Source organism: Amycolatopsis thermoflava N1165 (genome assembly GCF_000473265.1).
GTDB lineage: Bacteria > Actinomycetota > Actinomycetes > Mycobacteriales > Pseudonocardiaceae > Amycolatopsis_E > Amycolatopsis_E thermoflava.
This window is the reverse complement of the sequence record NZ_KI421511.1, coordinates 6,859,375-6,882,783: the sequence shown is the minus strand read 5'-3', so window position 1 is coordinate 6,882,783 and position 23,409 is coordinate 6,859,375. Positions and strand designations below refer to the sequence as shown.

Here is a 23,409-nt window from a genome sequence, read left to right as displayed (position 1 = left end):
GTAAACTTATCCTGAGGGCAGCCTGGTTGTCAACGTAAAAGTACGACGAGGGTAAGATTCGCTCATGACCGTCACCGGCCTCCGGGAGGCCAAGAAGCAAGAGACGCGGCAGTTGATCTCCGACCAGGCGACCCGGCTCTTCATGGCGAAGGGTTTCGAGCAGACGACGATCGCGGAGATCGCGGAGGCCGCCCGGGTCGCCAAGAAGACCGTGACCAACTACTTCCCGCGCAAGGAGGACCTGGCGTTCGACCACCAGGACCAGTTCGTCGCGAGCCTGGCCCGCACGGTCGCGGCTCGCGAGCCGGGTGAGTCGGCGCTGTCCGCGCTGCGCCGGGACTTCCTGGACGCGGTCGAGCGGCAGGACCCGGTGGCGGGGTTCGCCGGCCCGGAGTTCAGCCGGATGATCGCGGACAGCCCGACGCTGTCGGTGTGCCTGCGCGGCCTGCACGACCAGCGCGAGGAGGCACTGGCCGCCGCCCTCGCCGCCGCGACCGACGCCGAGCCCGGCGACATCACCCCCCGCGCGGCGGCGGCGGTTCTCGGTGGGGTGCACCGGGTGTTGTTCGCGCGCATCCAGGAGCTGACACTGGCGGGCCGGGACAACCCGGAGATCGCCGCCGTGGTGGGTCCGGAGGCGGAGCAGGCGTTCGCCCTGCTGGAACCCTCACTCGGGGGCTACGCCCGCGCCTGACCGGCGACCCGGCCGCCCCGGGGCAACGGAAGCCAGGAACCACGGCACGCGAGGTGGGCCGGCTTGGCAGCCGCGCATCCCCGACGGCCAGCACACCGCCGGGGCGGCAACGCGGTCCCTAAGGCGGCACATATGGCGCCTGGGCGGCAAACGCGCAGCCACGGCGCGGCCGACTCCCCGGCGGCGGCCATCTAGCTCGCGGGGTGGTGCACACCGCGCGCCCGCAGCAGCACGCCACCCGCAACGGCCACCTCCCCAGCGGCTGCGGCCACTACGGCGCACGGAGCTGGCGCACAAGGTGCGTGCGCACCGGGAACAGCCACGACGGTGCCCGCAACGGCAAAACACGCCGCCCACAGCGGCGAACCCAGTGCCCGCCGCGACCAAGACAGTGCCCGGGGGGGTGATAAACCCGGTCCCTGGGATGGCAAGAACGGCCCCGGCGCGGCCAACTCCCCGGGCGGCGGCCATCTAGCGCGCGGATTGGCGCACACCGCGCCCGCAGCAGCACGCCACCCGCAACGGCCAGCTCGGCAGCGACGGCGATCCGGCACGCGGAGCAGCGCACGGAGCGCCCGCAGCAGCAGGCGCCGCGAATTACTCCACCAGTTCGGAGGTTTCCAGCCAGCGCGCCTCGACGTCCTCGATCTCCGCGCGCACCGTCTTCAGCTCCGTGTTCAGCTCGACCAGCTTGTCCGGCTCGGTGGCGTGCTCGGCGAGCTTCTCGTGCAGCTTGGTCTCCCGCGCGTGGAGCTGGTCCAGCCGTCGCTCCAACCGGGACAGTTCCTTCTGCGCCGCCCGGAACTCCGCCGCGCTGGACGTCTTCTGCGCAGGCTTCGGCGCCGACACCGAAGCACGGGCGGACGCACGACGCGCCAGGTACTCGTCGATGCCACCGGGCAGGTGCGTGATCCGGCCGTCGCCGAACAGGGCGTACACCGCGTCCGTCACGCGTTCCACCAGGTAGCGGTCGTGCGAGACCACGACCATCGTGCCCGGCCAGGAGTCCAGCAGATCTTCCAGCTGCTGCAGGGTGTCGATGTCCAGGTCGTTCGTGGGCTCGTCGAGCAGCAGCACGTTCGGCTCGGCCATCAGCAACCGGGCCAGCTGCAGCCGCCGCCGCTCGCCGCCGGACAGGTCCTCCACCGGCGTCCACTGCCGCGCCGGCGGGAACCCGAGCTTCTCCGCCAGCTGCGACGCCGACAGCTCCTGCTTGCCCAGCACGACCCGCGCCGAGACCTCCTCGACGGCCTCCAGCACCCGCAACTGCCCCGGCAGCTCGTCCAGCTCCTGCGACAGGTGCGCGAGCCGCACCGTCTTGCCCTGGATCCGCCGCCCCGCGACCGGCTCGCGCTCCCCGGCCAGCAGCTTCAGCAGCGTCGTCTTGCCCGACCCGTTCACGCCGACCAGCCCGAACCGGTCACCGGGACCGATCCGCCAAGTGAGCCCTTCGACGACCGTCTTGTCGCCGGCCTTGAGGGTCACGTCCTCCAGCTCCAGCACGGTCTTGCCGAGCCGCCGCTTCGCGAACGACATCAGCTCCGCGGTGTCGCGCGGCTCCGGCACGTCCGCGATCAGCGCCTCGGCCGCCTCGATCCGGTACCGCGGCTTCGACGTGCGGGCCTTCGCGCCGCGCTGCAGCCAGGCCAGCTCCTTGCGCGCGAGGTTGCGCCGCTTCTCCTCCATCGACGCCGCGAGCCGCGCCCGCTCGGCGCGCGCGAAGATCCAGTCCGCGTACCCGCCCTCGTACTGCTCGACCCGGCCGTCGGCGACCTCCCAGGTCCGCCCGCACACCGTGTCCAGGAACCATCGGTCGTGGGTGACGACCACGAGCGCGGACCGCCGCGCCAGCAGGTGGTCGGCGAGCCAGCGCACGCCTTCGACGTCGAGGTGGTTGGTCGGCTCGTCGAGCACCAGCAGGTCCAGGTCGCCGATCAGCGCGGCGGCCAGCGCGACCCGGCGACGCTCCCCACCGGACAGTGTCGCGGTCGGGTTGTCCAGCCCCAGCCCGGTGATCCCGAGGCCCTCCACAATGGACCGGACCCGGGCGTCGGCCGCCCACTCGTGCTCGGCGTCGAAACCGGCGAGCACGGCGTCGCGGATCGTGCTGCCCTCGGCCAGCTCGGTGCGCTGGGTGACGACCGCGAGCCGCAGCCCGCGGACCTGGCTCACCCGGCCGGAATCCGGCTCGGCGAGTCCGGAGAGGACCTCCAGCAGTGTGGTCTTGCCACCGCCGTTGAGGCCGACGACACCGATGCGCTCGCCTTCGCCGACGCCGAGGGAGACGTTGTCCAGCAGGGGGCGGACCCCGAAGGACTTGGAGACCGCCTCGAGGTTGATCAAGTTAGCCACTACGCGTGCACCTGCGGAGGAGTGGGCCGGTGTTCGTCGCCGCCGACGAGCCGCGCGCCCGGCACCGGGCCGTGCGCGACCCGGACCGTCCGGCACACCCCGGCCCCGGCCAGCTCGGCCGCGACCTCGAGCGCGGACTCCGCGTCGGCGCACAGGAACGCGCACGTCGGGCCGGAACCGGACACGGTGCCGGCGAGCGCGCCGGCGTTCACCCCGGCGCGCAGCGTGCGGCGCAGGCCGGGCCGCAGGGACACCGCGGCGGCCTGCAGGTCGTTGCCGAGCAGCAGGGCCAGCTGGCGCGGGTCGCCGGAGGCCAGCGCCTCGACGACCGGCGCGTGCGAGCCGACGCGCGGCGGGTTGCCGGTCTCGCGGAGCCGGTCGAGTTCCTTGTAGACGCGCTCCGTGGACAGCCCGCGCTGGTCGAACGCGAGCACCCAGTGGAAGGTGTGCCGCGACAGGACCGGCACCAGCTGCTCGCCGCGGCCGGTGCCCAGCGCGGTGCCGCCGTAGAGCCCGAACGGCACGTCCGAACCGAGCTTCGCGGCGATCCCGGCGAGCTCGTCGCGCCCGATGTCCAGCTTCCACAGCGCGGCGAGGGCGACCAGCGTGCCGGCGGCGTCGGCGCTGCCGCCCGCCATTCCACCCGCGACGGGGATCCCCTTGCGGAGGACCACCCGGACGTTCGCGGCCCCGTCGGTCTTGCCGACGTGCGCTGCCAGCGCCTCGACCGCGCGCCACGCGAGGTTGCTGGCGCCGGTGGGCACGACCTGCTCACCTTCGCCGTAGACCTCGACACCCGGCTCCTCGGCCAGCGCGACGGTGACCTCGTCGGTCAGCGAAAGCGCGTGAAAGACGGTCGTCAGGTCGTGGAAACCGTCCGGGCGCAGGTCGCCGACCGACAGGTGCAGGTTGATCTTCGAAGGCACCCTGACGGTGACAGGTGGCGGTACGACGGCGAGCACCAGTCAAGCCTACGTGCCCGCCGGAGAGCGCGGAGAGGCAAGCTCCAGTGCGACGCGCAGCGCCACGTCGGCCGACTCCTTGCTCGGGTTCTCGTCCAGGAACTGCGGGTTGTTGCCGGCCATCAGCGCGACCAGCGCGAGCCGGGAGCGCAACTTGTCCTCCGCGCTGGCGTCGGCGGGGACGAGGAACGTGAACAGACCCTTCAGCCGCGCGGCCAGCACATGCCCGGCGTGCAGGTCCTTCAGCGCGGGCTGGTTGTCCTGCATGAACCGCATGATCGGGCCGAACCGGCCCTGGATCAGGTCGGAGAGCCTGCGCAGCAGCTCCTCGCGGGTCTGCGCGGGGTCGTCCTGGGCCCGCGCCCACTCGATGATCTCGTCGAGCGAGGAGCCGATGTCCTCGATCAGGCTGTGGACGATGTCTTCCTTCGTGCGGAAGTGGTAGTAGAGCGCGGCTTTGGTCACGCCGAGCGCCTCCGCGATCTCCCGCAACGACGTCTTCTCGTAGCCCTGCTCGACGAACAGGTCCAGCGCGATCTGCTGGATGCGCTCGCGCGTGTCGGTCCGCCGCCCCGCCATGACCGTCCTTCCTGAGGAACTCTCAAACTTGCTTGACGCCCGGCTAGCAATAGGCCTAGCCTGTCCACAGCGCCATTACTTGTCGGCCGACTAGTAATGCTTGCTCTCAGTCTAACCCAGTTCTCCACCAGGGGGTTTCCACCATGACGACAACCACTCCGGCGCCGGTGACGGCACCGGCCGACTCGAGAAAGTGGTGGGCGCTCGCGGTCGTCGGGCTCGCCCAGCTTCTGGTCATCATCGACACCACCATCGTCAACATCGCGCTGCCCACCGCGCAGGCCGACCTCGGCATGTCCGACGTGGCCCGCCAGTGGGCGATCACCGCCTACACGCTGGCCTTCGGTGGCCTGCTGCTGCTCGGCGGGCGGCTGGCCGACCGGCTGGGCCGCAAGAACACGCTCATCGTGGGCGCGCTCGGGTTCGCCGCCGCGTCCGCGCTCGGCGGGATGGCCGCCGGTCCAGGCCTGCTCATCGGCGCCCGCGCGGCCCAGGGGGTCTTCGCCGCGCTGCTGGCGCCGTCCACGCTCTCGCTGCTGACCATCACCTTCACCGAGGCGAAGGAACGGGCGAAGGCGTTCGGGATCTTCAGCGCCATCATGATGTCCGGCGGCGCGGTCGGCCTGGTTGCCGGTGGCGCGCTGGCCGAGTACGCGTCCTGGCGCTGGTGCCTCTACGTGAACCTGCCGATCGCGATCGCCGCCGCGATCGCGGGCTGGTTCGTCCTGCCGAACGTGCGTGGTCACCGCGAGACGCGGCTCGACTGGCTCAGCGGAGTGCTCGGCAGCGCGGGGATCGCCGGGCTCGTCTACGGGTTCTCCGAGGCGGCGACCCGCGGCTGGGGGTCGGCCGTGGTGCTCGGCACGCTGATCGCGGCGGTCGTGCTGCTGGCCGGGTTCGTGTTCCGGCAGGCCCGGGTCCGGAACCCGCTGCTGCCGCTGCACATCCTGGCCGACCGCGCCCGCTCGTCGGGCTTCCTGACCATCGCCGTCGCGGCGTTCGGGATGTTCGGGATGTTCCTGTTCCTCACCTACCAGCTGCAGGCGATCATGGGCTTCGGCGCGCTCGGCGCCGGCCTGGCGTTCCTGCCGTTCCTGCTGGGCAACGTCACGGTCTCGACGCTGCTGACCCGGCGGCTGATCCCGCGGACCGGGCCGCGCCCGCTGCTGGTCATCGGGCTCCTGCTGATGGCCGCCGGGCTCGCCGGGCTGACCCAGCTGTCGGTCGACACGTCCTACTGGGGCCTGGTCCTGCCGGTGGAACTGGTGATGGGCGCAGGCGCCGGACTGGCGATGCCGACGGTCATGAACATCGCGACCGCCGGGGTGGAGCCGAAGGACGCCGGGGTGGCGTCGGCGTTCATCACGACGTCCCAGCAGGTCGGCGCGTCGATCGGCACGGCGTCGCTGAACACGATCGCCGCGAGCGCGACCGCCTCGGTCGCCGGGCTGGCCCTGCCCGCGGCGACCGTGCACGGCTACGCGGTGGCGAACGGCTGGGCCGCGGCGATCGTGGCCGCAGGCGCGATCGCGGTCGGGGTCCTGGTCCGGGGGAAGTGAGACGAGGAGGGGCGCCCCGGCCGGGACGCCCCTCCTCTCGCGCCTGGTCAGGCCGCGACGACGCTCTTCGGGCCTTCCTTCGGGTGCACGACGTGCGCGCCGCGGTCGGCGATCCACGCCAGCGCCGCGTCGGCCTGGCTGCCGTTGACTCCGACCCGGAACCGGGCCACCGGGGTGTCCCCGACGCGGGTCAGGCCGCCGCCGATGGTGGCGAGCTCGACCTCGAACCGGGCGGAGGCCTCGGGCAGCAGCGCGCCGACGGCCGCGAAGCCGATCAGCACCACGTCGACGGACCGGTCGTAGCTCGACGACTGGCTGCGCGGCGTGTCGATCGGGGGCAGCAGGCTCTGCGCGACCTTGCTGGCCGGGTTCGCCAGCAACTCCAGGACGGTGCCCTGCTCGACGAGCCGCCCGTCCTCCAGCACCGCGACCCCGTCGCAGACGCGCCGCACCGCGGCACCGTCCTGGGTGGTCAGCAGCACCGTCACGCCCAGCTCCGCGCGGGCGCGGTCGAGGACAGTCAGCACCGCGCCGGTCTCCTCGGCGCCGACACCGGCGGTCGGGTCGTCGGCGAGCAGCACGGCCGGGCCCGCGGCCAGCGACCGGGCGAGCGCGACGCGGCGACGCTGGCCCGGGGTGAGTTCACTCGGGCGCAGCGCGGCGCGCTGGGTCAGGCCGGCCAGGTCGAGCAGGCGGCCGACACGGCTGCGCCGCTGCGGGCCCTCCAGGCCGAGCTGCTCCAGCGGGGCCGCGACGTTGCCCGCCACGGTGCGCTCGGCGTGCAGCACCGGCTGCGCGTCCAGCACCGCGACCTGGCGGCGCACCTCGCGCAGCTTCCGCCCGTCGAGACCGGTGGTGTTCAGGCCGTCCAGCCGCACGACGCCACGGTCGGGCTTCTCCTGCAGGGCGATGCACCGGGTCAGGGTGGACTTGCCGGAGCCGGCCGGGCCGACGACGCCGAACAGGGCGCCGGCGGGCACCTCGACGCTCACGTCCCGCAGGGCGTGGACGGGCTTGGCGGCACCGGGGAAGGACTTGGTCAGGTTTTCGACAGTGATCACGAATGGCTCCAGCACAACGGGCGCGAACGCGCCGACCGCACACCAAGTAGACCGTCTACAGAGGACGGTCAGGCGAAATCAGGAAATGGTGGTGAAGGGAAAGCGGTCAGCGACGACACGCGCAGACCGTGCGACGACATTCGTCGACGACGCGGCGCCTCGTGAGCATCGTGCGGTACACAGGAATCCTCCATCGGTCCTGGCGTTAGCACCTGCGCCCGGGTGGGGTGGTTGCTGCGGCTTCGGCGAGCCAGGTCTCTCAGCCGCTCGGGATGGATACCTCAAAGAGTAGAACGGACTTCACATCTTTTTGGCAAGTCCCTGGTCCGGATCAGGGTGCGAGATCACACAAACGGTGGTAAGGACTTGCTCTTGGCGATCTTGGCGAAGTCCCTTACCCCCAGTTGCTCGCCCCGCGCGCGAGGGTCGACGCCGGCCGCGCGGAGGATCGCCTCGGCCTTCTCCCCCGAGCCCGCCCACGACGACAACGCGGCGCGCAGGGTCTTGCGACGCTGGGCGAAGGCGGCGTCGACGACGGCGAAGACCTCGTCCCGGTCCGCGTCCGACACCGGTTCCGCGGCGCGCTCGAAGCCGACGAGCGCGGAGTCGACGTTCGGCACCGGCCAGAACACCGCGCGCGGCACGGGCGCGACCTTGCGGGCCGGGCCGTACCAGGCGAGCTTCACGCTCGGGACGCCATAGATGCGGCTGCCGGGGCCCGCGGCCATCCGGTCGGCGACCTCCGTCTGCACCATCACCAGGCCGTGCGCCAGCGACGGCAGCTCGGCGAGCAGGTGCAGGACCACCGGGACGGCGACGTTGTAGGGCAGGTTGGCCACGAGGTGCGTGGGCTCCTGCGCCAGGTCCGCGCGCTGGAGCTTGAGGGCGTCCTGGATGTGCACGGTGAACCGGGCGGCGGCCTCGGGGGCGCGCTCGGTGATCGTGGCCGGCAGGCGCTCGCCGAGGACCGGGTCGATTTCGACGGCGGTGACCCGTGCGCCCGAGTCCAGGAGGCCGAGGGTCAGGGAGCCGAGGCCCGGACCGACTTCCAGGACGTGGTCGCCGTCGCCCACTCCGGAGAGGTCGACGATGCGGCGGACCGTGTTCGGGTCGTGCACGAAGTTCTGGCCGAGCTTCTTCGTGGGACGGACGTCCAGCTCGGCGGCCAAGCCACGGATCTCGGCTGGTCCGAGCAGTGCGGTCACGCCGGGAATGCTACTGGCCCGCGAGTACCGCACTCGTGGAAGGTGACCCGGAAAAGAAGATGACCCCGGCCGCTGGCCGGGGTCATGATGTGTGTGCGGTGGGGGTCAGCTGGTGGCCTTGGCGCCGCACACGGGCCAGGCGCCGTAGCCGCCGCGGTCGTCGCGCACCTTGGTCGCCACCGCGATCTGCTGCTCACGGGTGGCCTGGTGCGGGTAGGCCGCGTACTGGTCGCCGCCGTAGGCGTCCCACGTGCTCTTGTTGAACTGCAGGCCGCCGTAGTAGCCGTTGCCCGTGTTGATCGACCAGTTGCCGCCGGACTCGCACTTCGCGATCGCGTCCCAGATGGCGCTGTCGCTGATCACCGGCTGCTTCGTGCCGACCCGGACGATCTTCGGCTTGGCCTCGACGATCACCTTCGTCGAGAGCTCCTCGCGGGCGGTCTCCTTGCCGTTGCGCTTGGTGATCCGGTAGGTCACCAGCTTCTTGCCCGCGGTGCCCGGGTCCTGGACGACCTCGTCGCCCGCGTCGAGCGTCGCGTCCTTGATCTCCTGGACCGGAGGATCGATGTCCTCTTCCTGGTTGATCACGGTGACCCCGGTGCGCGAGATGTGCATCTCGGCGCCGTTGGTCAGCTTGAGGGCCAGGCCGCCCTCGATCTCGTCGTCCGGGCCGAGCGACATGCCCTGCTCCGCCAGGAACTCCTCCGCGGTGATCGCGGTGGTGCTGATCTGGCGCGGGGCGGCGTCGCCGTCGTAGACGGTGATGTTCTTGAGGGTCTTGACCTCGACGGTCGCGCCGTCGAGGGGCAGCTCCGCGTCCAGCGGCATCGAGAACGCGGTGCCCGGGCCGAACTGGCCGCTCAGGCCCAGCTGCGTGATGGCTTCCTGCAGGCTCGTCGCGCGGACCCAGGACTCGCGGGCGACCCCGTCGACGACCAGGTTCAGCTTGCGGCCGCGCTCCAGCTTGATGACGCCACCGTCACCGACCGGCGCCTGCGGCGAGGGGGACAGCGCGTCGTGCTCACCGACGGTGAGACCGGCGTCCTCGAGGACCTCGCCGACCGTCTTGCCGAAGCTGTGCACGGTCTGTGTGTGGCCGTCGACGTCGACGGTCACGCTCTTGTTCATGGCCAGCGCGGCCGCGCCGCCACCGGTGAGGCTGATCAGGAGGGCCAGGACCGAGCCGCGGAGGAACCGCCGCTTCCAGGTCTTGACCGCGGAGACGAGGGCCTTCTCCGGCTCCTCCTCGGCCTCCACGGCGGCCGTGCGGTCCTGCGCGGCCGCGTCCGGGATGGCGAGGGCCGGGAGCATCGTGGTCTCGGCGTTGATCAGCCGGATCAGCTCGTCGACGTCGATCTCGGCCTCGGCCATGAGATCGTCCGCGTCGTTGCCGAGCACCGTGCGGATGTCGTGCTCGGTGACAGCCAGGTCGTCCGAGAACGCGTCGGCGTCGGGCCAGTCGAGGGTGCCCACGGCGCCACCACGGCTGGACTCGAACCAGTCCATCGCCTCAGTCGGGCGCGCGTCGGCCCATCTACTACCAGTCACAGCAGGTCGATCCCTTTCGCACTACGGCTCCCGAAGTCTTCGCCATCCCCGATCCCGACCTGCACTGGCTTGACTCCGGGTGTCCCGCTCTTCGCCCGGTTGGAGCGATCATGCGGCACGGTCACGGGACAGTAACGGACCCCGCGAGGTTGCGCAAACACCGGGCGGAATGTCGTGGCGTTCGTCACTCCTCCAGGTGGATGGTTGATTTCCACGGATGTCGCAGTCCGTTCAACCCGCTGTGACGGACGGCAGCCGGAAGACGCGTTCGGCCGTCGCCGACACCGCCGAACAGACCTGTTCCAGCCCCTCCGAACGGAGGTCGGCGAGGAAGGCGACCGTATAAGCGGTGCAGTACGGCTCGTTCGGCCGTCCGCGGAACGGGTGCGGCGTCAGGAACGGCGCGTCGGTCTCGACGAGGAACTGCCCGGACGGCACGAGCCGCGCCGCGGCCTGCAGCGCCCGGGCGTTGCGGAACGTGACCGTGCCGGCGAACGACAGCACGTAACCGGCGTCCACGCAGCGGCGCGCGATGTCCTCGTCGCCGGAGAAGCAGTGGAACACCACGGTCTCCGGCGCGCCCTCCTCGTCCAGGATCCGCAGCACGTCCTCATGCGCGTCCCGGTCGTGGATCATCAGCGGCTTGCCGACCCGCTTGGCGAGGTCGATGTGCCAGCGGAACGCCTCCTGCTGGGCGTCCGGCGGCGAGTAGTCCCAGTAGTAGTCCAGACCCGTCTCACCGACGGCGACCACCCGGTCCTGACGCGCCAGACGCTCTATTTCGGACTGTTCCGCCTCGCCGAAGTCCTTGGTGCGGGTGGGGTGGATCGCCACCGCGGCCCACACCCGCTCGTCCCAAGTGGACGCTTCCGCGGCCCAGCGGGCGGCGTCCAGGTCGTCGGCGACGGTCACCATCCTCGTCACCCCGGCCGCCGCGGCGCGGTCGGCCAGCTCGGCCACGTCGGCCGCCGTGACCGCACCGCAGGCGTCCAGGTGCGTGTGCGAGTCGACCACCGGCGCCGGCAGGCGCTCCGGCACCGGTGGCCGTTCCTTCTTGCTCACTGCGCGATCGGAGCCCACTCCGGACCGGTCTCGCCGAGCTTCGGGTCGAGCTTGGCGAACAGCGGCGTCGGCTTGGCCAGCGGACGGCCGACCTCGATCGGGATCGACTCCCAGCGCGCCTGCTCGGCCGCGTAATCGCCGGTCAGGATCGGGTTGATCCGGCCGGGGATGTCCAGGTCCTCGACGTCCTGCAGCTCCGGCTGCGCGGCCCACACGCCGGTGCCGCCCAGCGCCTCGTGCACCTTCTGCGCCGAGTGCGGCAGGAACGGGGTGAGCAGCGTGTTCGCGTCCGACACCACCTGCAGCGCGGTGTGCAGCACCGCGTCGCGGCGCTCCGGGTCGTCCTTGAGCTTCCACGGCTCCTGGTCGGACAGGTACCGGTTGGCCGCGGACACGACCCGCATCGCCTCGGTGGCCGCCAGCTTGAACCGCGACCGCTGCAGGTGCCCGCCGACGGTCTCGAACGCCTTGCGGGACAGCGCCTTCAGCTCCTCGTCCGCGGGCGCCGGCTTGACCGGGGCCGGGATCGCGCCGTTGTTCTTGTGCGCCATCGAGATGGAGCGGTTGACCAGGTTGCCCCACTCGTTGGCCAGCTCGAAGTTGGTCCGGCGGACGAACTCGTCCCAGGTGAAGTCGGTGTCCTGGGTCTCCGGGCCGGCCACCGCGATGAAGTAGCGCAGGGTGTCCGGGCCGAACTCGCGCAGGAAGTCATTGACGTAGATGACCGTGCCGCGCGAGGTGGAGAACTTCGACCCGCTCATGGTCAGGAACTCCGACGACACGATCTCGTCCGGCAGGTTCAGCTTGCCGTACGGGCCGACCTGGCCGCCCTTGTCCCCGGCCCCGTTGTGGCCGAGCAGCAGCGCGGGCCAGATCTGGGCGTGGAAGGTGATGTTGTCCTTGCCCATGAAGTAGTAGCCGCGCGCGTCCGGGTTGGTCCAGAACTCCTGCCACGCGTCCGGGTTCCCGCTGCGCCGGGCCCACTCGACGCTGGCCGAGAAGTAGCCGATCACCGCGTCGAACCACACGTAGAACCGCTTGAGCGGCTGGTCGCGCCAGCCGTCCAGCGGGATCTTCACGCCCCAGTCCAGGTCGCGGGTGATCGGGCGGGGCCGCATGTCGTCGAGCAGGTTCTTGGTGAAGTTGACGACGTTGGGCCGCCAGTCGGTCTTGGTCGACAGCCACTTGCCGAGACTCTCGGTGAACGCGGGCAGGTCGAGGAACAGGTGCTCGGTCTCGACGAACTTCGGCGTCTCACCGTTGATCCGCGACTTCGGGTTGATCAGCTCTTCGGCATCCAGCTGGTTGCCGCAGTTGTCGCACTGGTCGCCGCGCGCGCCGTCGTAACCGCAGATCGGGCAGGTGCCCTCGATGTAGCGGTCCGGCAGCGTCCGGCCGGTGGACGGGCTGATCGCGCCGGTCGTGGTCTTGGGCACGACGTAGCCGTTGCGGTGCAGCGCGAGGAAGATCTGCTGCGTGACCTCGGCGTGGTTGCCGGTGCTGGTGCGGGTGAACAGGTCGTAGGTCAGCCCGAGGCCCTGCAGGTCCTGGCCGATCTGGCGGGTGTACTTGTCGGCGGTCTGCTGGGAGGTGAGGCCCTCCTTGTCCGCCTGGACCGTGATCGGCGTGCCGTGCTCGTCGGTCCCGGACACCATGAGCACCCGGTTGCCGGCCATTCGCTGGTAGCGCGAGAACACGTCCGACGGGACGCCGAAGCCGGAGACGTGGCCGATGTGACGGGGCCCGTTGGCATAAGGCCAGGCCACCGCCGTCAACACAGGGATGCTCATGCCTGTTTAGCGTACGGATGCCGTCTCGTGCATTGTTACCTGGGAAGGCTTAAGGAGGTCGGGTGTCGCCGACGCGGCTGCTGGTGCTGGGCGTCGTACGCATGTACGGCCGGGCGCACGGCTATCAGGTGCGGCGTGAGCTGCTGACCTGGTCGGCCGACCGCTGGGCGAACGTCCAGCCCGGGTCGATCTACCACGCGCTGAAGAAGATGGCGGCCGAAGGCCTGCTGGAGGCGGTGCCGGACGAGCCGGAGGGACGCGGCCCGGACCGGGTCGCCTACCGGCTGACCGACGACGGCGAGACCGAGTTCCAGGTCCGGCTGGCCCAGATGATCGCGGAGACCGAGGGCGACGGGGCGCAGGACGCGTTCGCCTTCGCCGCCGCGCTGACCTTCCTGCCCGCCCTGTCCCGCGACCGGGCACTGTCCCTGCTGCGGCACCGGCTGACGCGGCTGGAGGGCCAGCTCGCGACCACCCGGAGCGTATTGGACGGCGGCGCCGACTGGGGCCACCCGGACCACGTCGGCGAGCTGTACCGGCTGTGGGGCACGAACGTCGAGGCGACCATCGAGTGGCTGCGGGGCCTGATCAAGCGCCTGCAGGACGGCGAGTACGTCATGGCCGACGACCCGGGGCGCCACTTCGGCGCTCCTCCCGAGATCAAGTAATCAAATTTGACTACGGCGCGATAGTGGGGGCAGAGTGGCCGCCATCACTAGTCAAATTTGACTACTGAATCAAGGGGGATTCTCATGATCAAGGCACGCGGTCTCGCGCGGACGTTCACCGCGCGCGGCCGCAGCGTCGAGGCCGTGAAGGGCGTCGACATCGACGTCGCCGAGGGTGAACTGGTGGGGTTCCTCGGCCCGAACGGCGCAGGCAAGACCACGACGCTGCGAATGCTGACCACGCTGCTGCGCCCGACCGCGGGCGAGGCGCAGGTGGCCGGGCGCGACCTGGTCGCCGACCCGGTCGGCGTGCGCAGGCAGATCGGGTACGTCGCACAGGGCGGCGGCGTCACCCCGGAGATGAAGGTGCTCGAGGAGATCGAGCTGCAGGGCCGGCTGTACGGGATGTCGAAGGAGGAGTCGCTGCGGCGGGGCCGGGAGCTGATCGAGCAGCTCGACCTCGTGAGCCTGGACGACCGGCTGACGAAGACGCTGTCCGGTGGCCAGCGGCGGCGGCTGGACATCGCGCTGAGCCTGATCCACGACCCGAAGCTGATCTTCTTCGACGAGCCGACCACCGGGCTGGACCCGCAGAGCCGCGCCAACCTCTGGGAGCACATCCGGCGGCTGCGCGCGGACCATGGCGTGACGCTGTTCCTCACCACGCACTACCTGGACGAGGCCGACTCGCTGTGCGACCGGATCCTGGTGATCGACAACGGCGAGATCGTGGCCGAGGGGTCGCCGGACTCGCTCAAGGCGCGGGTGTCCGGCGACGGCGTGACGATCGGCGTGGCCCCGGAGTTCGTGGACGCCGCGGCCGAGGTCGCGGGGCGCCTGGCGGGCGCGCACGAGGTGACCACCGGTGAAGCCGAGGTGCGGTTCCGCGTGCCGCGCGGGGACACCGCGCTGCCGGAACTGTTGCGGCGCCTGGACGCCGACGGCATCGCGATGACCTCGATGCAGGTGAACCGGCCGACGCTGGACGACGTGTTCCTCACGCTCACCGGCCGGTCGCTGCGCGACGCCGAGCAGTCCCAGCACCACGAGGAGGCCGCCCATGTTGCGTGACACGTGGCTGATCTTCAAGCGGGACTGGACGTTGTCCATGCGCAACCCGGCGTGGGTGATGATCGGCATCATGCAGCCGGTGCTGTACCTGGTGCTGTTCGGGCCGCTGATGGAAAAGGTCGTCAGCAGCACGCCGGGCTTCCCGCCGGGCACCAGCTGGACCATCCTGACGCCGGCGCTGATCATCCAGCTGGCGCTGTTCAGCTCGTCGTTCGCCGGGTTCTCGCTGCTGATGGACTACCGCAGCGGCGTGCTGGAACGGCTGCGGGTGACGCCGGCCAGCCGGGTGGGGCTGTTGCTGGGCAAGGTCGTGAACAACGTGATCCAGGCGGTCATCCAGGCCGTGCTGATCACCGTGCTCGCGTATGTCGCCTTTGGACTGGACGCGCCGATCGGCGGGGTGCTGCTGAGCCTGGTGATCGTCGGCCTCGTCGCGGCGACACTGGCTTCGGCGTCCTACGCGGTGGCGCTGACGCTGAAGAGCGAGCAGGCCTTCCCGGCGCTGCTGAACGCCGTGCTGATGCCGGTGCTGCTGCTGTCCGGCATCCTGCTGCCGATCACCAGCATCCTCGCGCCGGACTGGCTCTACGCCATCTCGCGGATCAACCCGTTCACCCACGTCGTCGACGCGGAGCGGGCCACCTTCCGCGGCGACCTCACGATGGACGCGCTGATGACCGGCTCGATCATCCTCGTGGTGATGACGGTCCTCGCGGTGTTCTGGGGCACGCGGACCTTCCAGAAGGAGAACGCCTGACGTCGCGGCCGCGGCACGTCCACGCGCACCAGGTGGTGGTCGGAGGCGTCCTTGAGCCGGGCCAGCGGCGAGTCCGGCGCAGACCAGAACACCGCGCCGCCGGCGGGGACCAGGCCGCGTGAGGGCAGCACGTAGTCCACGCGCAGGTTGCCGGGCGCGCTGTAGTCCGCCGTGTCGAAGTACGGGTCCGTCTCGTGGGTCAGGTTCGCGCCACCCTGTGCCTGGGCCGCGAGACGGCCACCCGTGCTGCCCGGCCAGGTGTCCCACACGCGCGGCGCGCCGAGCAGATGGTCGATCGTGCCCGGCACGCTGTCGCCGTCGTTCGGGTCGGAGTTGTTGTCGCCGGCGACGACGAACCCCTCGCCCGGCTTCAGCCCGCCGCGGCGGCCGGCGTCGTCGTAGAGGTAGCCGCCCCTTGCCGGGCGTCACGTAGTCGGCCCACAGGCGGATCTCGTCGTGGTTGAGGGTGCCGTTGCGGTCCTCCGCGCCGTCGAACGTGGGCGGCGTCGGGTGGGAGACCAGGAAGTGCACGGTCGCCCCGTCGCGGTTGATGTCGAAGCCCGTCGGCACGCCTGTGTTCGACGGCGCCAGGAACGCGTACGGGTAGTCGATCGGCGCGGCGCCGTTCTGGCCGGTGACCAGCTGGCCCGCGGTGCTCCGTTGAGCGAGGCGTCGAATGCACCGGTGATTTCGCCGATGCCCAGGCAACCGCGGCCGCCCCACACTGGCCCTCCCCACACCTCGGAGGTGACCAGTGCGCACAGCCGTTCTCGCGACACTACTGGCGGTGTTCACCGCGCTCCTGCCCGCCACGGCCGCGGCCGCGAACCCGACGATCACCACACCACCCGCGGGAAGCCACGGGTTCCCGTTCCTCGCCGCGGCCGAGGACCTCGGCTCGTTCGGCTACACCGAGAGCGAGTTCTTCATCTCGGGCACCGCCACCGCGTACGCCAAGTCGGGGCTGTGGACCTCGTCCGGCCGGTGGGACGTCCGGCCGACCACCCAGGCCGAGTACCGGACGCGGCTGCTGGTCCGGCGGCCGAGCGACCCGGCGCGCTTCAACGGCACGGTCGTCGTGGAGTGGCTCAACGTCAGCGCCCAGCTGGAACTGTCGCCCGACTACTGGTTCATGCGGGACGAGCTGCTCCGCCAGGGCTACGCGTGGGTCGGCGTGTCGGCGCAGTCCGTCGGCGTCAACGGCGGGCTCGGCGACATCGCGGGCCTGCGCGGCTGGGACCCGGCGCGCTACGGCAGCCTCGTGCACCCCGGCGACGCCTACGCCTATGACATCTTCTCCCAGGCGGGACAGGCGTTGCGCACGCCGAACGGGCCGGACCCGCTGGGCGGCCTGGAGATCCGGACGCTGCTCGCCGACGGGGAATCGCAGTCGGCCGGGTTCATGACCACCTACGCCAACGCCGTCCAGCCGGTCGCGCGCGTCTACGACGGCCTGATGATCCACAGCAACAGCGCGGTCGCGGCCCCGATCAGCGGCAGGCTCGTCGACGTGCTGACGATGCCGAACCCGAGCCGCATCCGGACCGACACCGCGGTTCCGGTGTTCGTGGTGCTCACCGAGACCGACGTGCCGGGCGCGGCGGTGGCACGGCAACCGGACACCGACCGCGTCGTGCACTGGGAGCTGGCCGGCACCGCCCACGGCGACCAGTGGGCCTTCGACCTCGGCGGCCCGACGGTGCAGAAGTCCGCCGGATCGGCCGCGCCGGAACCGGGTTGCGCCGCCGGGTCCGCGCCCTACAACGACGGGCCCGGCCACTACTCGATGAACGCCGCGCTGCGGGCGCTGACCACGTGGGCGCAGGGCGGACCGCGCCCGGCGAGCGGCGCGCTGCTCGACGCCGACCGCCGCGACCTGGCCACCGGCCTGGCCACCGGCGGCATCCGGCTGCCCGACGTCGCGGTGCCGACGCGCACGCTGAGCGGCGAGCGGGACACCACGGACAGCGGCGTCTTCTGCGGCCTCTACGGCGCGCGGGACCCGTGGAACGGCGACGCGGACCCGTGGGACCAGCACGACGACGGCGACCCGTCCGACCCGTCGTTCCCGCCCACGGCGGAGCCGGTGCTGAGCCGCCTGTACCCGACCAACGCGGACTACGTGGCCAAGGTGCAGGCGGCCGCCCAGTCCTCGGTCACGGCGGGCCACCTGCTGCCCGAGGACGCGGCCACGATCGTCGAAGCCGCCCGGAATTCCGGCATCGGGGGTTAGCTTGAGTTTTAACCTGTTCGGCGTGGTCGAGGCGTGCTCGACTTGTATTTCTTGGATGTTGTTGAGGTGATGACGTGCACGTCATGGCGGGTGGCTGGGCGGTCGTTGCGACGGCCGGTTGGCCGCCCTGGGCCGGCGCGTGTTGGTTTCGGTGCACTCGCGGGACAGCCGGCCTGTGCGCGTAGGTGCCGAAACCCGCGACGTACTCGAGCTGGGGTGAGCCGGCCCGGTGGTGCGGGTTTCTCCCAGGGGCGCCGTAGATCTGCGGCCAGCCGGCGGGCCAGTCGGAGTTGGGTGTAGGCGGCCAGCATCAGCCAGCCCCACCGATCGGCCTGCTCGGGAGTGCGCAGCTTCGGGCGGGTCCAACCGAGTGTCTGTTTGAACAGTCGGAACGTGTGCTCGATGTCGAATCTGCGCAGGAACGCCTGCCAGAGCAGATCGACCATCTCAATGTCCAGATCGACGCGGGAATACCATAACCACACCGGTTTCGGGATCGCCCCGGACGGTAACCGGTCCACCTGCAAACGCACCACGGTGCCCTCCAGAATCGGCAGGTGTCCGACATGCGTGGTCCAGGCGGTGCGGTGTGTCAGCCGGGGATGCAGCCGGTTCCAGGCCCGGACGATGGCCGGACCGTAGAGACGGGTGTCGGCGTCGATAGCGACATCGGGTTGACCCCAGGTGGCCGGATCACCGAAGACGAACTCGCTGCCGTGACGGCGCGGTCGGCCCACCGTGTGCGGTGTGTGGGGCGGGGCCGAGCGGCGCAGGACCCGGTCTGAGCGCATCCGCACCAGCACCGCCACGGGCAGGTCGGCTAACTGGAAGGCCAAGCGTGGTCCGTCGTAGCCGGCGTCGGCCACGATCAGGATCTCGCGATCCCCGGGCTGCCAGTGCCCGTGGGTGATCAGTCCGGTGACCACCCGGCGGAGTTGGTGTGCGGTGACCGTGGCGGCATCGACCCCGGGTGCCAGGCGTTGGATGTCCACGGGCGCGGTCCAGGAGCTACGGCCGCTTTCCAGCGCGACCACGACCGAGTAAGGCCAGCCGGGAATCGCCAGGTGCTGGTTACGGTTGCGGCCGTAGGCGTGGCACATGACCCGTTCTGGCGCGGTGTGCGCCTCGGGCCGCAACCAGCAGGTGATGTCCACGGCCAGCACCAGCCGGCCGTCGGCCGCTTGCGGCAGCGGTCCGGCCAGGATCGCGTCGCGGAGCCGATCGACATCGATCCGGCCGTGAGCCAGACCCGCATACAGCCCACCATGACCGCGGCGATGCTCCGCGAGCAGAGACAACTCCGGCAGCGACCGCACCGGTCCCTCGGCACACAACACCGCCTCGGCCAGCTCGAACAACGCGTCCGCCCGGCGGGTCAGGCACCGATAGAACTCGTGCCGGAAACGGACAAGGTCCCCGGACGCGCCACCCGCATCCGGATCGTGCACACTGATCAACTGAAGCCCTTGGTGTGATCGTCTTTCTGTCGCAAGAAGAATGATCAACCAAGGGCTTCATCCATGATCAACTGGGTCCTCGCCACCACCCCAAACGTTAAAACTCAAGTTAGGTCCTGTCCTGTAATTGATCTAGCTGTGGTTTTGGTTTGATCTTGGGTTGCGGTGGGTCGGGGTGAGGTGAGGGATCGGGCGTGGGCGCGGATTGAGCCGCTGCTGCCGGTGTCGGGTCGGGGTCGGCGGTGGCGGGAACACCGGCAGGTGCTCCCGAACGGTATGGGCCGTGGAAGACCGCACACGAGCGGTTGCGGTTTGTGGACCGCCGACGGCACCTGGCAGAAGATCCTGGACAAGGTGATCGTCAAAGACGACTCCGTCGGCGAGGTCGAGTGGATCATTTCGGTCGTTTCGAGCGTGGTGCGGGCGCATGCTGCTGGCGCCCGGAAAAGGGGGCTGCGCGCCCGGCGTCGAGACCCTCGCGGTCGACAGGGAAGGACTCGGACGCTCCCGCGGCGGACTGAACACCAAAATCCACCTCGCCGTCGACGGCCGCGGGCTGCCACTGCGGGTGCTGCTCACCGGCGGCCACGCCGGCGACAACCCACAACCATTGCCACTGCTCGACGGCATCGCGGTCGCCCGGATCGGACCAGGCAGACCGCGATGCCGACCCGAGCTGGTGGTCGCGGACAAGGCCTGCTCGCACCCCTCAACCCGGCAAGCGACTTACAGGACACTTCCTAGCAGACCCGGCCGCCGGTCCGCGGGCCGGCGGCCGGGTTCCTCCGGCCGCCGCCTCCACTGTGGACTCCCCGACGGTGACCGTGCCGTCACCCCGTGCCGTCACGCCCGGTACTTGCTGTGGGTCACACCCTTTTCGGGTGGTGCGTCGATACGGCAACCGGGGCTTTTCGCGCTTATGGTGACTACGCAGTGTCCTGGCGAACGCATTTGCGCGGAATGAAGGCGGCGGTTTGACGGAGGGCAGCACGGAGCGCGGGATCAACCTCGCGCTGCACGCGACCGTGGCGGACTGGGACGCGGTCCGGTCCGGCGCGGTCTCGTTCGCCTCCATCACCGTCACCGAGAACACGAACTGGCTCGACCGCGGCGCCGGGAAACAGATCGAAGCGGCGCAGCGGGCCGGCATCCGCACCGGCATCCGCCACTACGCGCGCCCCGGCGCGCCCCACGACCAGGCCGAGCTGTGCGTGCGCGCGGGGCGCGGGCTCGGGGTGTTCGGGCCGGGTTCGCTCGCGCCGACGCTCGAAGTCGAGGCGGAGGGTGTCGACGACCGGTTCGTGAAGGCGTGGATCAAGACCGTGCGGCAGTCCGCGGGCATCGAGCGGGTCGTGATCTACGCCGACTACGGGCTCTGGTTGCGCCGGTTGCACCCGCAGAAGTGGGCCGACCGCGAAGTCGTGCTGTGGGTGGCGCGGCACAACGACATCCCGGGCCGCCCCGGCTGGTTCCACCCGCGCCTTGCGCTGCACGAGCACAGCTCGGTGCCGCCGATGCCCGGCGTGTCCGGCCCCATCGGCATGGACGCCCTGGTCTACCCGTTCACGCTGGCCGACCTACTGCTCTAGCCCGCTCCGCATCAGGAACACGTTGTACGGGCCCCACTGCGACATGAGGTAGTAGACGTCCGGGCCGTCCAGCGCCCACGGGTGCAGGTAACCGCCGTAGAGGCCGGGGTACTGGTGCCCGGGCACGGCGACCTGGCCGGGCGACCACGGACCGGTGAGCCGGTCGGCGGAGCGCAGCAGGATCGCGCCGCCCGGGTCGTCCAGGTGCATCGCCAGCCACTGCCCGAGGTGGACGTCGTAGGCGACGGACAGCTCCCCGACCGGGCCCGGGATGACCGGCGCGGCGGCGAACTCGTCCCGCGTCCAGCCGCGGCCGTCGAAGTACTCGTAGGACGACGCGTCCAGCAGGTGCGGGATCGCCGTGCGGGCCAGGTAGGCGTCGCCGTGCCGCCCGTTGGTCGTGCCGAAGAGGTAAACGTGGTCGCCCTCGCGGGCCAGCGCACACATCTGGAACGGGTCGTCCCGCTCGGCGCGGTTGATCCAGCGCGCGCTCCACGGCTTGGCCCAGGTGACCCCGCCGTCGTCGGAGACGGCGAGGCCGGAGTAGTTGGTGGTCCACTTCCCCGGCGGGCCCCACTGCCGCACGGACATGTAGTGCACGACCTGGAGCCCGTCGACCGCCAGGCCCGAGTTCGGGATGACGGTCACCTCGTCCCGGCGCTCGTCCCGCGCGATGACCTGGGCTGCGGTGCCGTCCGGGCGCGTGACGACGCCGTCGAGCGTGAGACCGGCGGCCAGGTCCCTGCTGGCCGAGTAGGCGAGGACGTTGCTGCGCCAGTCGGCGCTGTTCGGGCCGCCGCCGTCGCCGCCCCAGCCCTCGCCGAAGGTGTCGCCGAACAACACGAAGACCCGCCCGTCACCGCCGTCCCACAGGATGCCGAGATCCGTGCCGTGGATGGCGAACCGGTCGGTCCGGTTGATCGAATCGGCGCCCGTCACCTTGCAGATCTGCTCCGTCTCGACCACACGCATGCGTCCGACGGTAGGTCACAATGTCCCCGTGCGGGCGACACGAACGAGGCTGAGCCGGGGAAGAACACCGGATGAGGTGCTGCTCCTCCTCGACGAGCGCGCCCGCAACCGGGGGATCGGCACGGCGGCCGGTCTGTGCGGCGAGTGGTTCGGCTCCCAGGCGGTGCTGGCGCCCGAGGTCCAGCTCCGCCCGGTCACCGACCCGTTCGAGGTGCCGGACCGGCAACCGCGGGTCGAGGCTCCGGAGGGGGTCGTCGGCGGTGGCTGGTTCGGATATCTCTCCTACGACCTGACCGACCCGTCCGGCCGCCGCACGGCGCTGCCCGAGGCGGTGTGGGGCTGGGCCGACCACGTCCTGCGGCTGGACGCGGACGGCTGGTGGTGGTTCGAATCGCTCGGGGGCCCGGACCTGGCGGCGGAGTTCGCGGACCTGCTGAGCCGGGCGGCGCCGTCCCCGGCCTGGCAGGCGGGGCCGTTACACCGTCCGCTGCCCGCCGAACACGGCGACGCGGTGAAGGCGTGCGTGCACGCCATCGAGGCCGGCGAGCTGTTCCAGGCCAACATCTGCACACGCTTCGAGGGCACGTTCGAGGGCTCGCCCGCCGCGTTGTTCGCGCAGGGAGTGCGCGGGTTGCAGCCGCGCCGGGCCGCGTTCCTCACCGGCGAGTGGGGCAGTGTCGTGTCGTTGTCGCCCGAGCTGTTCCTCGCCCGCCACGGCGACCAGGTCCGTTCGACGCCGATCAAGGGCACGCTGCCCCGGCGCGGCCCGGCGGACGACGTGCTGGCGCGACGGCTGCGCGAGTCGGTCAAGGACGTGGCCGAGAACGTGATGATCACCGACCTGGTGCGCAACGACCTCGGCCGGGTGTGCGCGGTGGGCAGCGTGCGGGTGCCCGAGCTGCTGCGGGTGCGGCCGGCGCCCGGCGTGTGGCACCTGGAGTCGACCGTGGCGGGGCGGGTGGTCACGTCGGACGCGGAGTTGCTGGCCGCGACCTTCCCGCCCGGCTCGGTGACGGGCGCGCCGAAGATCCGGGCGCTGGAGCTGATCGCGGAGCTGGAGCCGCGGCCGCGCGGGGTCTACACGGGCGCGGTCGGTCTGGCGTCGCCGGTGGCCGGGCTGGAGCTGAACGTCGCGATCCGCACTTTCGAGGTGCACGGCGGTTCGATCGCGCTCGGGGTCGGCGGCGGCATCACCGCGGATTCGGACGCGGAGGCAGAATGGCAGGAATGCCTGCACAAAGCCGCCCCGCTGGAAGCGCTGCTCACCTGATCCGCCTCGGCACCGCAGCCGACCTCGACGCCGCGGCGGCGACCCTGGGCGCGGCCTTCGCGGACTACCCGTTCACGCGGCACACCGTCGCGGCGGCGGACCACGTCGCACGGGTGACTGAGCTGCAACGGCTGTTCCTGGAACACGTCGGGCTGCCGTGTGGGCGGGTCTGGGTGAGCGACGACGTAGCGGCGGTGGCGGTGTGGACGACGCCCACCTCAAGCAAGCCCGACCTGGACGCACTGGCCCCGCGGCTCCGCGAGCTGGCCGGTGACCGGGCGGCGGCCGCGGCGGCCGCGGAGGAGGCGATGGTCCCGCACCGGCCGACCGGGCCCGTGTGGTTCCTCGCCACGGTCGGTGTGGCGCCCGGCCGTCAGGGCGAGGGCCTCGGCCGGGCGGTCCTCGCGCCCGGGTTGCGCGCCGCCGCCGCGGAAGGGCACCCGGCCTACCTGGAGACCTCGCTGGAGTCGAATGTGGGCTTCTACCAGGGGCTGGGCTTCCAGGTGACCGCGCAGGTCGCCCTTCCCGACGGCGGTCCGACCACCTGGGCGATGCGGAAGGACCCCGCCTGACGCACCTG

The 23,409-nt window shown here is 71.1% G+C and carries 20 protein-coding genes, 1 pseudogene and 1 riboswitch; of the genes and pseudogenes, 10 read left to right on the top strand and 11 right to left on the bottom strand.

Annotated elements, in window-relative coordinates; all coding sequences use genetic code 11:
• The first annotated feature begins 64 nt into the window (after positions 1-64).
• Positions 65-694, top strand: coding sequence for a TetR/AcrR family transcriptional regulator (locus tag AMYTH_RS0134220; RefSeq protein WP_027934003.1), 630 nt, complete (start codon positions 65-67; stop codon positions 692-694).
• 597 nt (positions 695-1,291) lie between these two features.
• Here the strand turns inward: AMYTH_RS0134220 and AMYTH_RS0134215 are convergent.
• The 3 genes from AMYTH_RS0134215 to AMYTH_RS0134205 are packed head-to-tail and all read right to left on the bottom strand — an operon-like array spanning position 1,292 to position 4,587.
• A complete protein-coding gene (locus AMYTH_RS0134215) occupies positions 1,292-3,046 on the bottom strand; it encodes an ABC-F family ATP-binding cassette domain-containing protein (protein ID WP_027934002.1) in 1,755 nt (584 codons plus the stop codon).
• Positions 3,046-4,008 (bottom strand): 4-(cytidine 5'-diphospho)-2-C-methyl-D-erythritol kinase, encoded by a 963-nt coding sequence (locus AMYTH_RS0134210; RefSeq protein ID WP_027934001.1) that lies wholly within the window; start codon positions 4,006-4,008, stop codon positions 3,046-3,048. The genes AMYTH_RS0134215 and AMYTH_RS0134210 overlap by 1 nt, the downstream gene beginning before the upstream one ends.
• A 9-nt stretch (positions 4,009-4,017) precedes the next feature.
• On the bottom strand, positions 4,018-4,587 hold the full coding sequence (locus AMYTH_RS0134205; protein ID WP_027934000.1) for a TetR/AcrR family transcriptional regulator: 570 nt from the start codon (positions 4,585-4,587) through the stop codon (positions 4,018-4,020).
• A 143-nt stretch (positions 4,588-4,730) separates the two neighbouring features.
• On the opposite strand from AMYTH_RS0134205, the gene AMYTH_RS0134200 reads away from it, so the two are divergent.
• The gene (locus tag AMYTH_RS0134200; protein ID WP_228685070.1) at positions 4,731-6,146 is read left to right on the top strand and encodes a DHA2 family efflux MFS transporter permease subunit; all 1,416 of its coding nucleotides are present in this window, start codon (positions 4,731-4,733) and stop codon (positions 6,144-6,146) included.
• A 47-nt stretch (positions 6,147-6,193) separates the two neighbouring features.
• On the opposite strand, the gene AMYTH_RS0134195 is transcribed toward AMYTH_RS0134200, so the two are convergent.
• From AMYTH_RS0134195 to metG, 5 genes are all read right to left on the bottom strand, one after another.
• The gene (locus AMYTH_RS0134195; RefSeq protein ID WP_027933998.1) at positions 6,194-7,207 is read right to left on the bottom strand and encodes a methionine ABC transporter ATP-binding protein; all 1,014 of its coding nucleotides are present in this window, start codon (positions 7,205-7,207) and stop codon (positions 6,194-6,196) included.
• Positions 7,208-7,394: 187 nt separating this feature from the next.
• A riboswitch (SAM riboswitch) is annotated at positions 7,395-7,486 on the bottom strand.
• A gap of 65 nt (positions 7,487-7,551) precedes the next feature.
• Positions 7,552-8,412, bottom strand: coding sequence for a 16S rRNA (adenine(1518)-N(6)/adenine(1519)-N(6))-dimethyltransferase RsmA (gene rsmA, locus AMYTH_RS0134190; RefSeq protein ID WP_027933997.1), 861 nt, complete (start codon positions 8,410-8,412; stop codon positions 7,552-7,554).
• A 105-nt stretch (positions 8,413-8,517) separates the two neighbouring features.
• Complete coding sequence (locus AMYTH_RS0134185) at positions 8,518-9,918, bottom strand: resuscitation-promoting factor (protein WP_037322910.1); 1,401 nt, start codon at positions 9,916-9,918, stop codon at positions 8,518-8,520.
• 273 nt (positions 9,919-10,191) lie between these two features.
• A complete protein-coding gene (locus AMYTH_RS0134180; RefSeq protein WP_027933995.1) occupies positions 10,192-11,022 on the bottom strand; it encodes a TatD family hydrolase in 831 nt (276 codons plus the stop codon).
• Positions 11,019-12,812, bottom strand: a complete 1,794-nt coding sequence (metG, locus tag AMYTH_RS0134175) for a methionine--tRNA ligase (protein WP_027933994.1) — start codon at positions 12,810-12,812, stop codon at positions 11,019-11,021. The genes AMYTH_RS0134180 and metG overlap by 4 nt, the downstream gene beginning before the upstream one ends.
• A gap of 62 nt (positions 12,813-12,874) precedes the next feature.
• Between metG and AMYTH_RS0134170 the strand changes: the two genes are divergently transcribed.
• The 3 genes from AMYTH_RS0134170 to AMYTH_RS0134160 all read left to right on the top strand — a co-directional run bounded on the left by AMYTH_RS0134170 (position 12,875) and on the right by AMYTH_RS0134160 (position 15,308).
• Positions 12,875-13,480, top strand: a complete 606-nt coding sequence (locus AMYTH_RS0134170; RefSeq protein WP_027933993.1) for a PadR family transcriptional regulator — start codon at positions 12,875-12,877, stop codon at positions 13,478-13,480.
• 84 nt (positions 13,481-13,564) lie between these two features.
• Complete coding sequence (locus AMYTH_RS0134165; RefSeq protein WP_027933992.1) at positions 13,565-14,551, top strand: daunorubicin resistance protein DrrA family ABC transporter ATP-binding protein; 987 nt, start codon at positions 13,565-13,567, stop codon at positions 14,549-14,551.
• Complete coding sequence (locus AMYTH_RS0134160; protein WP_017984917.1) at positions 14,541-15,308, top strand: ABC transporter permease; 768 nt, start codon at positions 14,541-14,543, stop codon at positions 15,306-15,308. The genes AMYTH_RS0134165 and AMYTH_RS0134160 overlap by 11 nt, the downstream gene beginning before the upstream one ends.
• 14 nt (positions 15,309-15,322) lie before the next feature.
• On the opposite strand, the pseudogene AMYTH_RS49695 reads toward AMYTH_RS0134160, so the two are convergent.
• A pseudogene (locus tag AMYTH_RS49695) lies at positions 15,323-15,959 on the bottom strand (endonuclease/exonuclease/phosphatase family protein); the annotation flags it as partial.
• 103 nt (positions 15,960-16,062) lie between these two features.
• On the opposite strand from AMYTH_RS49695, the gene AMYTH_RS0134145 reads away from it, so the two are divergent.
• Positions 16,063-17,541, top strand: a complete 1,479-nt coding sequence (locus AMYTH_RS0134145) for an alpha/beta hydrolase domain-containing protein (protein ID WP_228685068.1) — start codon at positions 16,063-16,065, stop codon at positions 17,539-17,541.
• 8 nt (positions 17,542-17,549) lie between these two features.
• Here the strand turns inward: AMYTH_RS0134145 and AMYTH_RS0134140 are convergent, their stop codons facing one another.
• The gene (locus AMYTH_RS0134140) at positions 17,550-18,989 is read right to left on the bottom strand and encodes an NF041680 family putative transposase (RefSeq protein ID WP_228685314.1); all 1,440 of its coding nucleotides are present in this window, start codon (positions 18,987-18,989) and stop codon (positions 17,550-17,552) included.
• Positions 18,990-19,425: 436 nt separating this feature from the next.
• Between AMYTH_RS0134140 and AMYTH_RS49235 the strand changes: the two genes are divergently transcribed.
• Both AMYTH_RS49235 and AMYTH_RS0134135 read left to right on the top strand, forming a co-directional pair.
• Positions 19,426-19,962 (top strand): transposase, encoded by a 537-nt coding sequence (locus AMYTH_RS49235; RefSeq protein ID WP_157360708.1) that lies wholly within the window; start codon positions 19,426-19,428, stop codon positions 19,960-19,962.
• 10 nt (positions 19,963-19,972) lie between these two features.
• The gene (locus AMYTH_RS0134135) at positions 19,973-20,587 is read left to right on the top strand and encodes a glycoside hydrolase family 25 protein (protein WP_027933990.1); all 615 of its coding nucleotides are present in this window, start codon (positions 19,973-19,975) and stop codon (positions 20,585-20,587) included.
• Here the strand turns inward: AMYTH_RS0134135 and AMYTH_RS0134130 are convergent.
• The gene (locus tag AMYTH_RS0134130; protein ID WP_027933989.1) at positions 20,576-21,559 is read right to left on the bottom strand and encodes a DUF4185 domain-containing protein; all 984 of its coding nucleotides are present in this window, start codon (positions 21,557-21,559) and stop codon (positions 20,576-20,578) included. The genes AMYTH_RS0134135 and AMYTH_RS0134130 overlap by 12 nt on opposite strands.
• A 76-nt stretch (positions 21,560-21,635) precedes the next feature.
• Between AMYTH_RS0134130 and AMYTH_RS0134125 the strand changes: the two genes are divergently transcribed.
• Both AMYTH_RS0134125 and AMYTH_RS0134120 read left to right on the top strand, forming a co-directional pair.
• The gene (locus AMYTH_RS0134125) at positions 21,636-22,829 is read left to right on the top strand and encodes an aminodeoxychorismate synthase component I (protein WP_037322908.1); all 1,194 of its coding nucleotides are present in this window, start codon (positions 21,636-21,638) and stop codon (positions 22,827-22,829) included.
• Positions 22,787-23,401: a GNAT family N-acetyltransferase gene (locus AMYTH_RS0134120; protein WP_051362904.1), complete on the top strand. Its 615-nt coding sequence runs from the start codon at positions 22,787-22,789 to the stop codon at positions 23,399-23,401. The genes AMYTH_RS0134125 and AMYTH_RS0134120 overlap by 43 nt, the downstream gene beginning before the upstream one ends.
• Positions 23,402-23,409 lie beyond the last annotated feature (8 nt).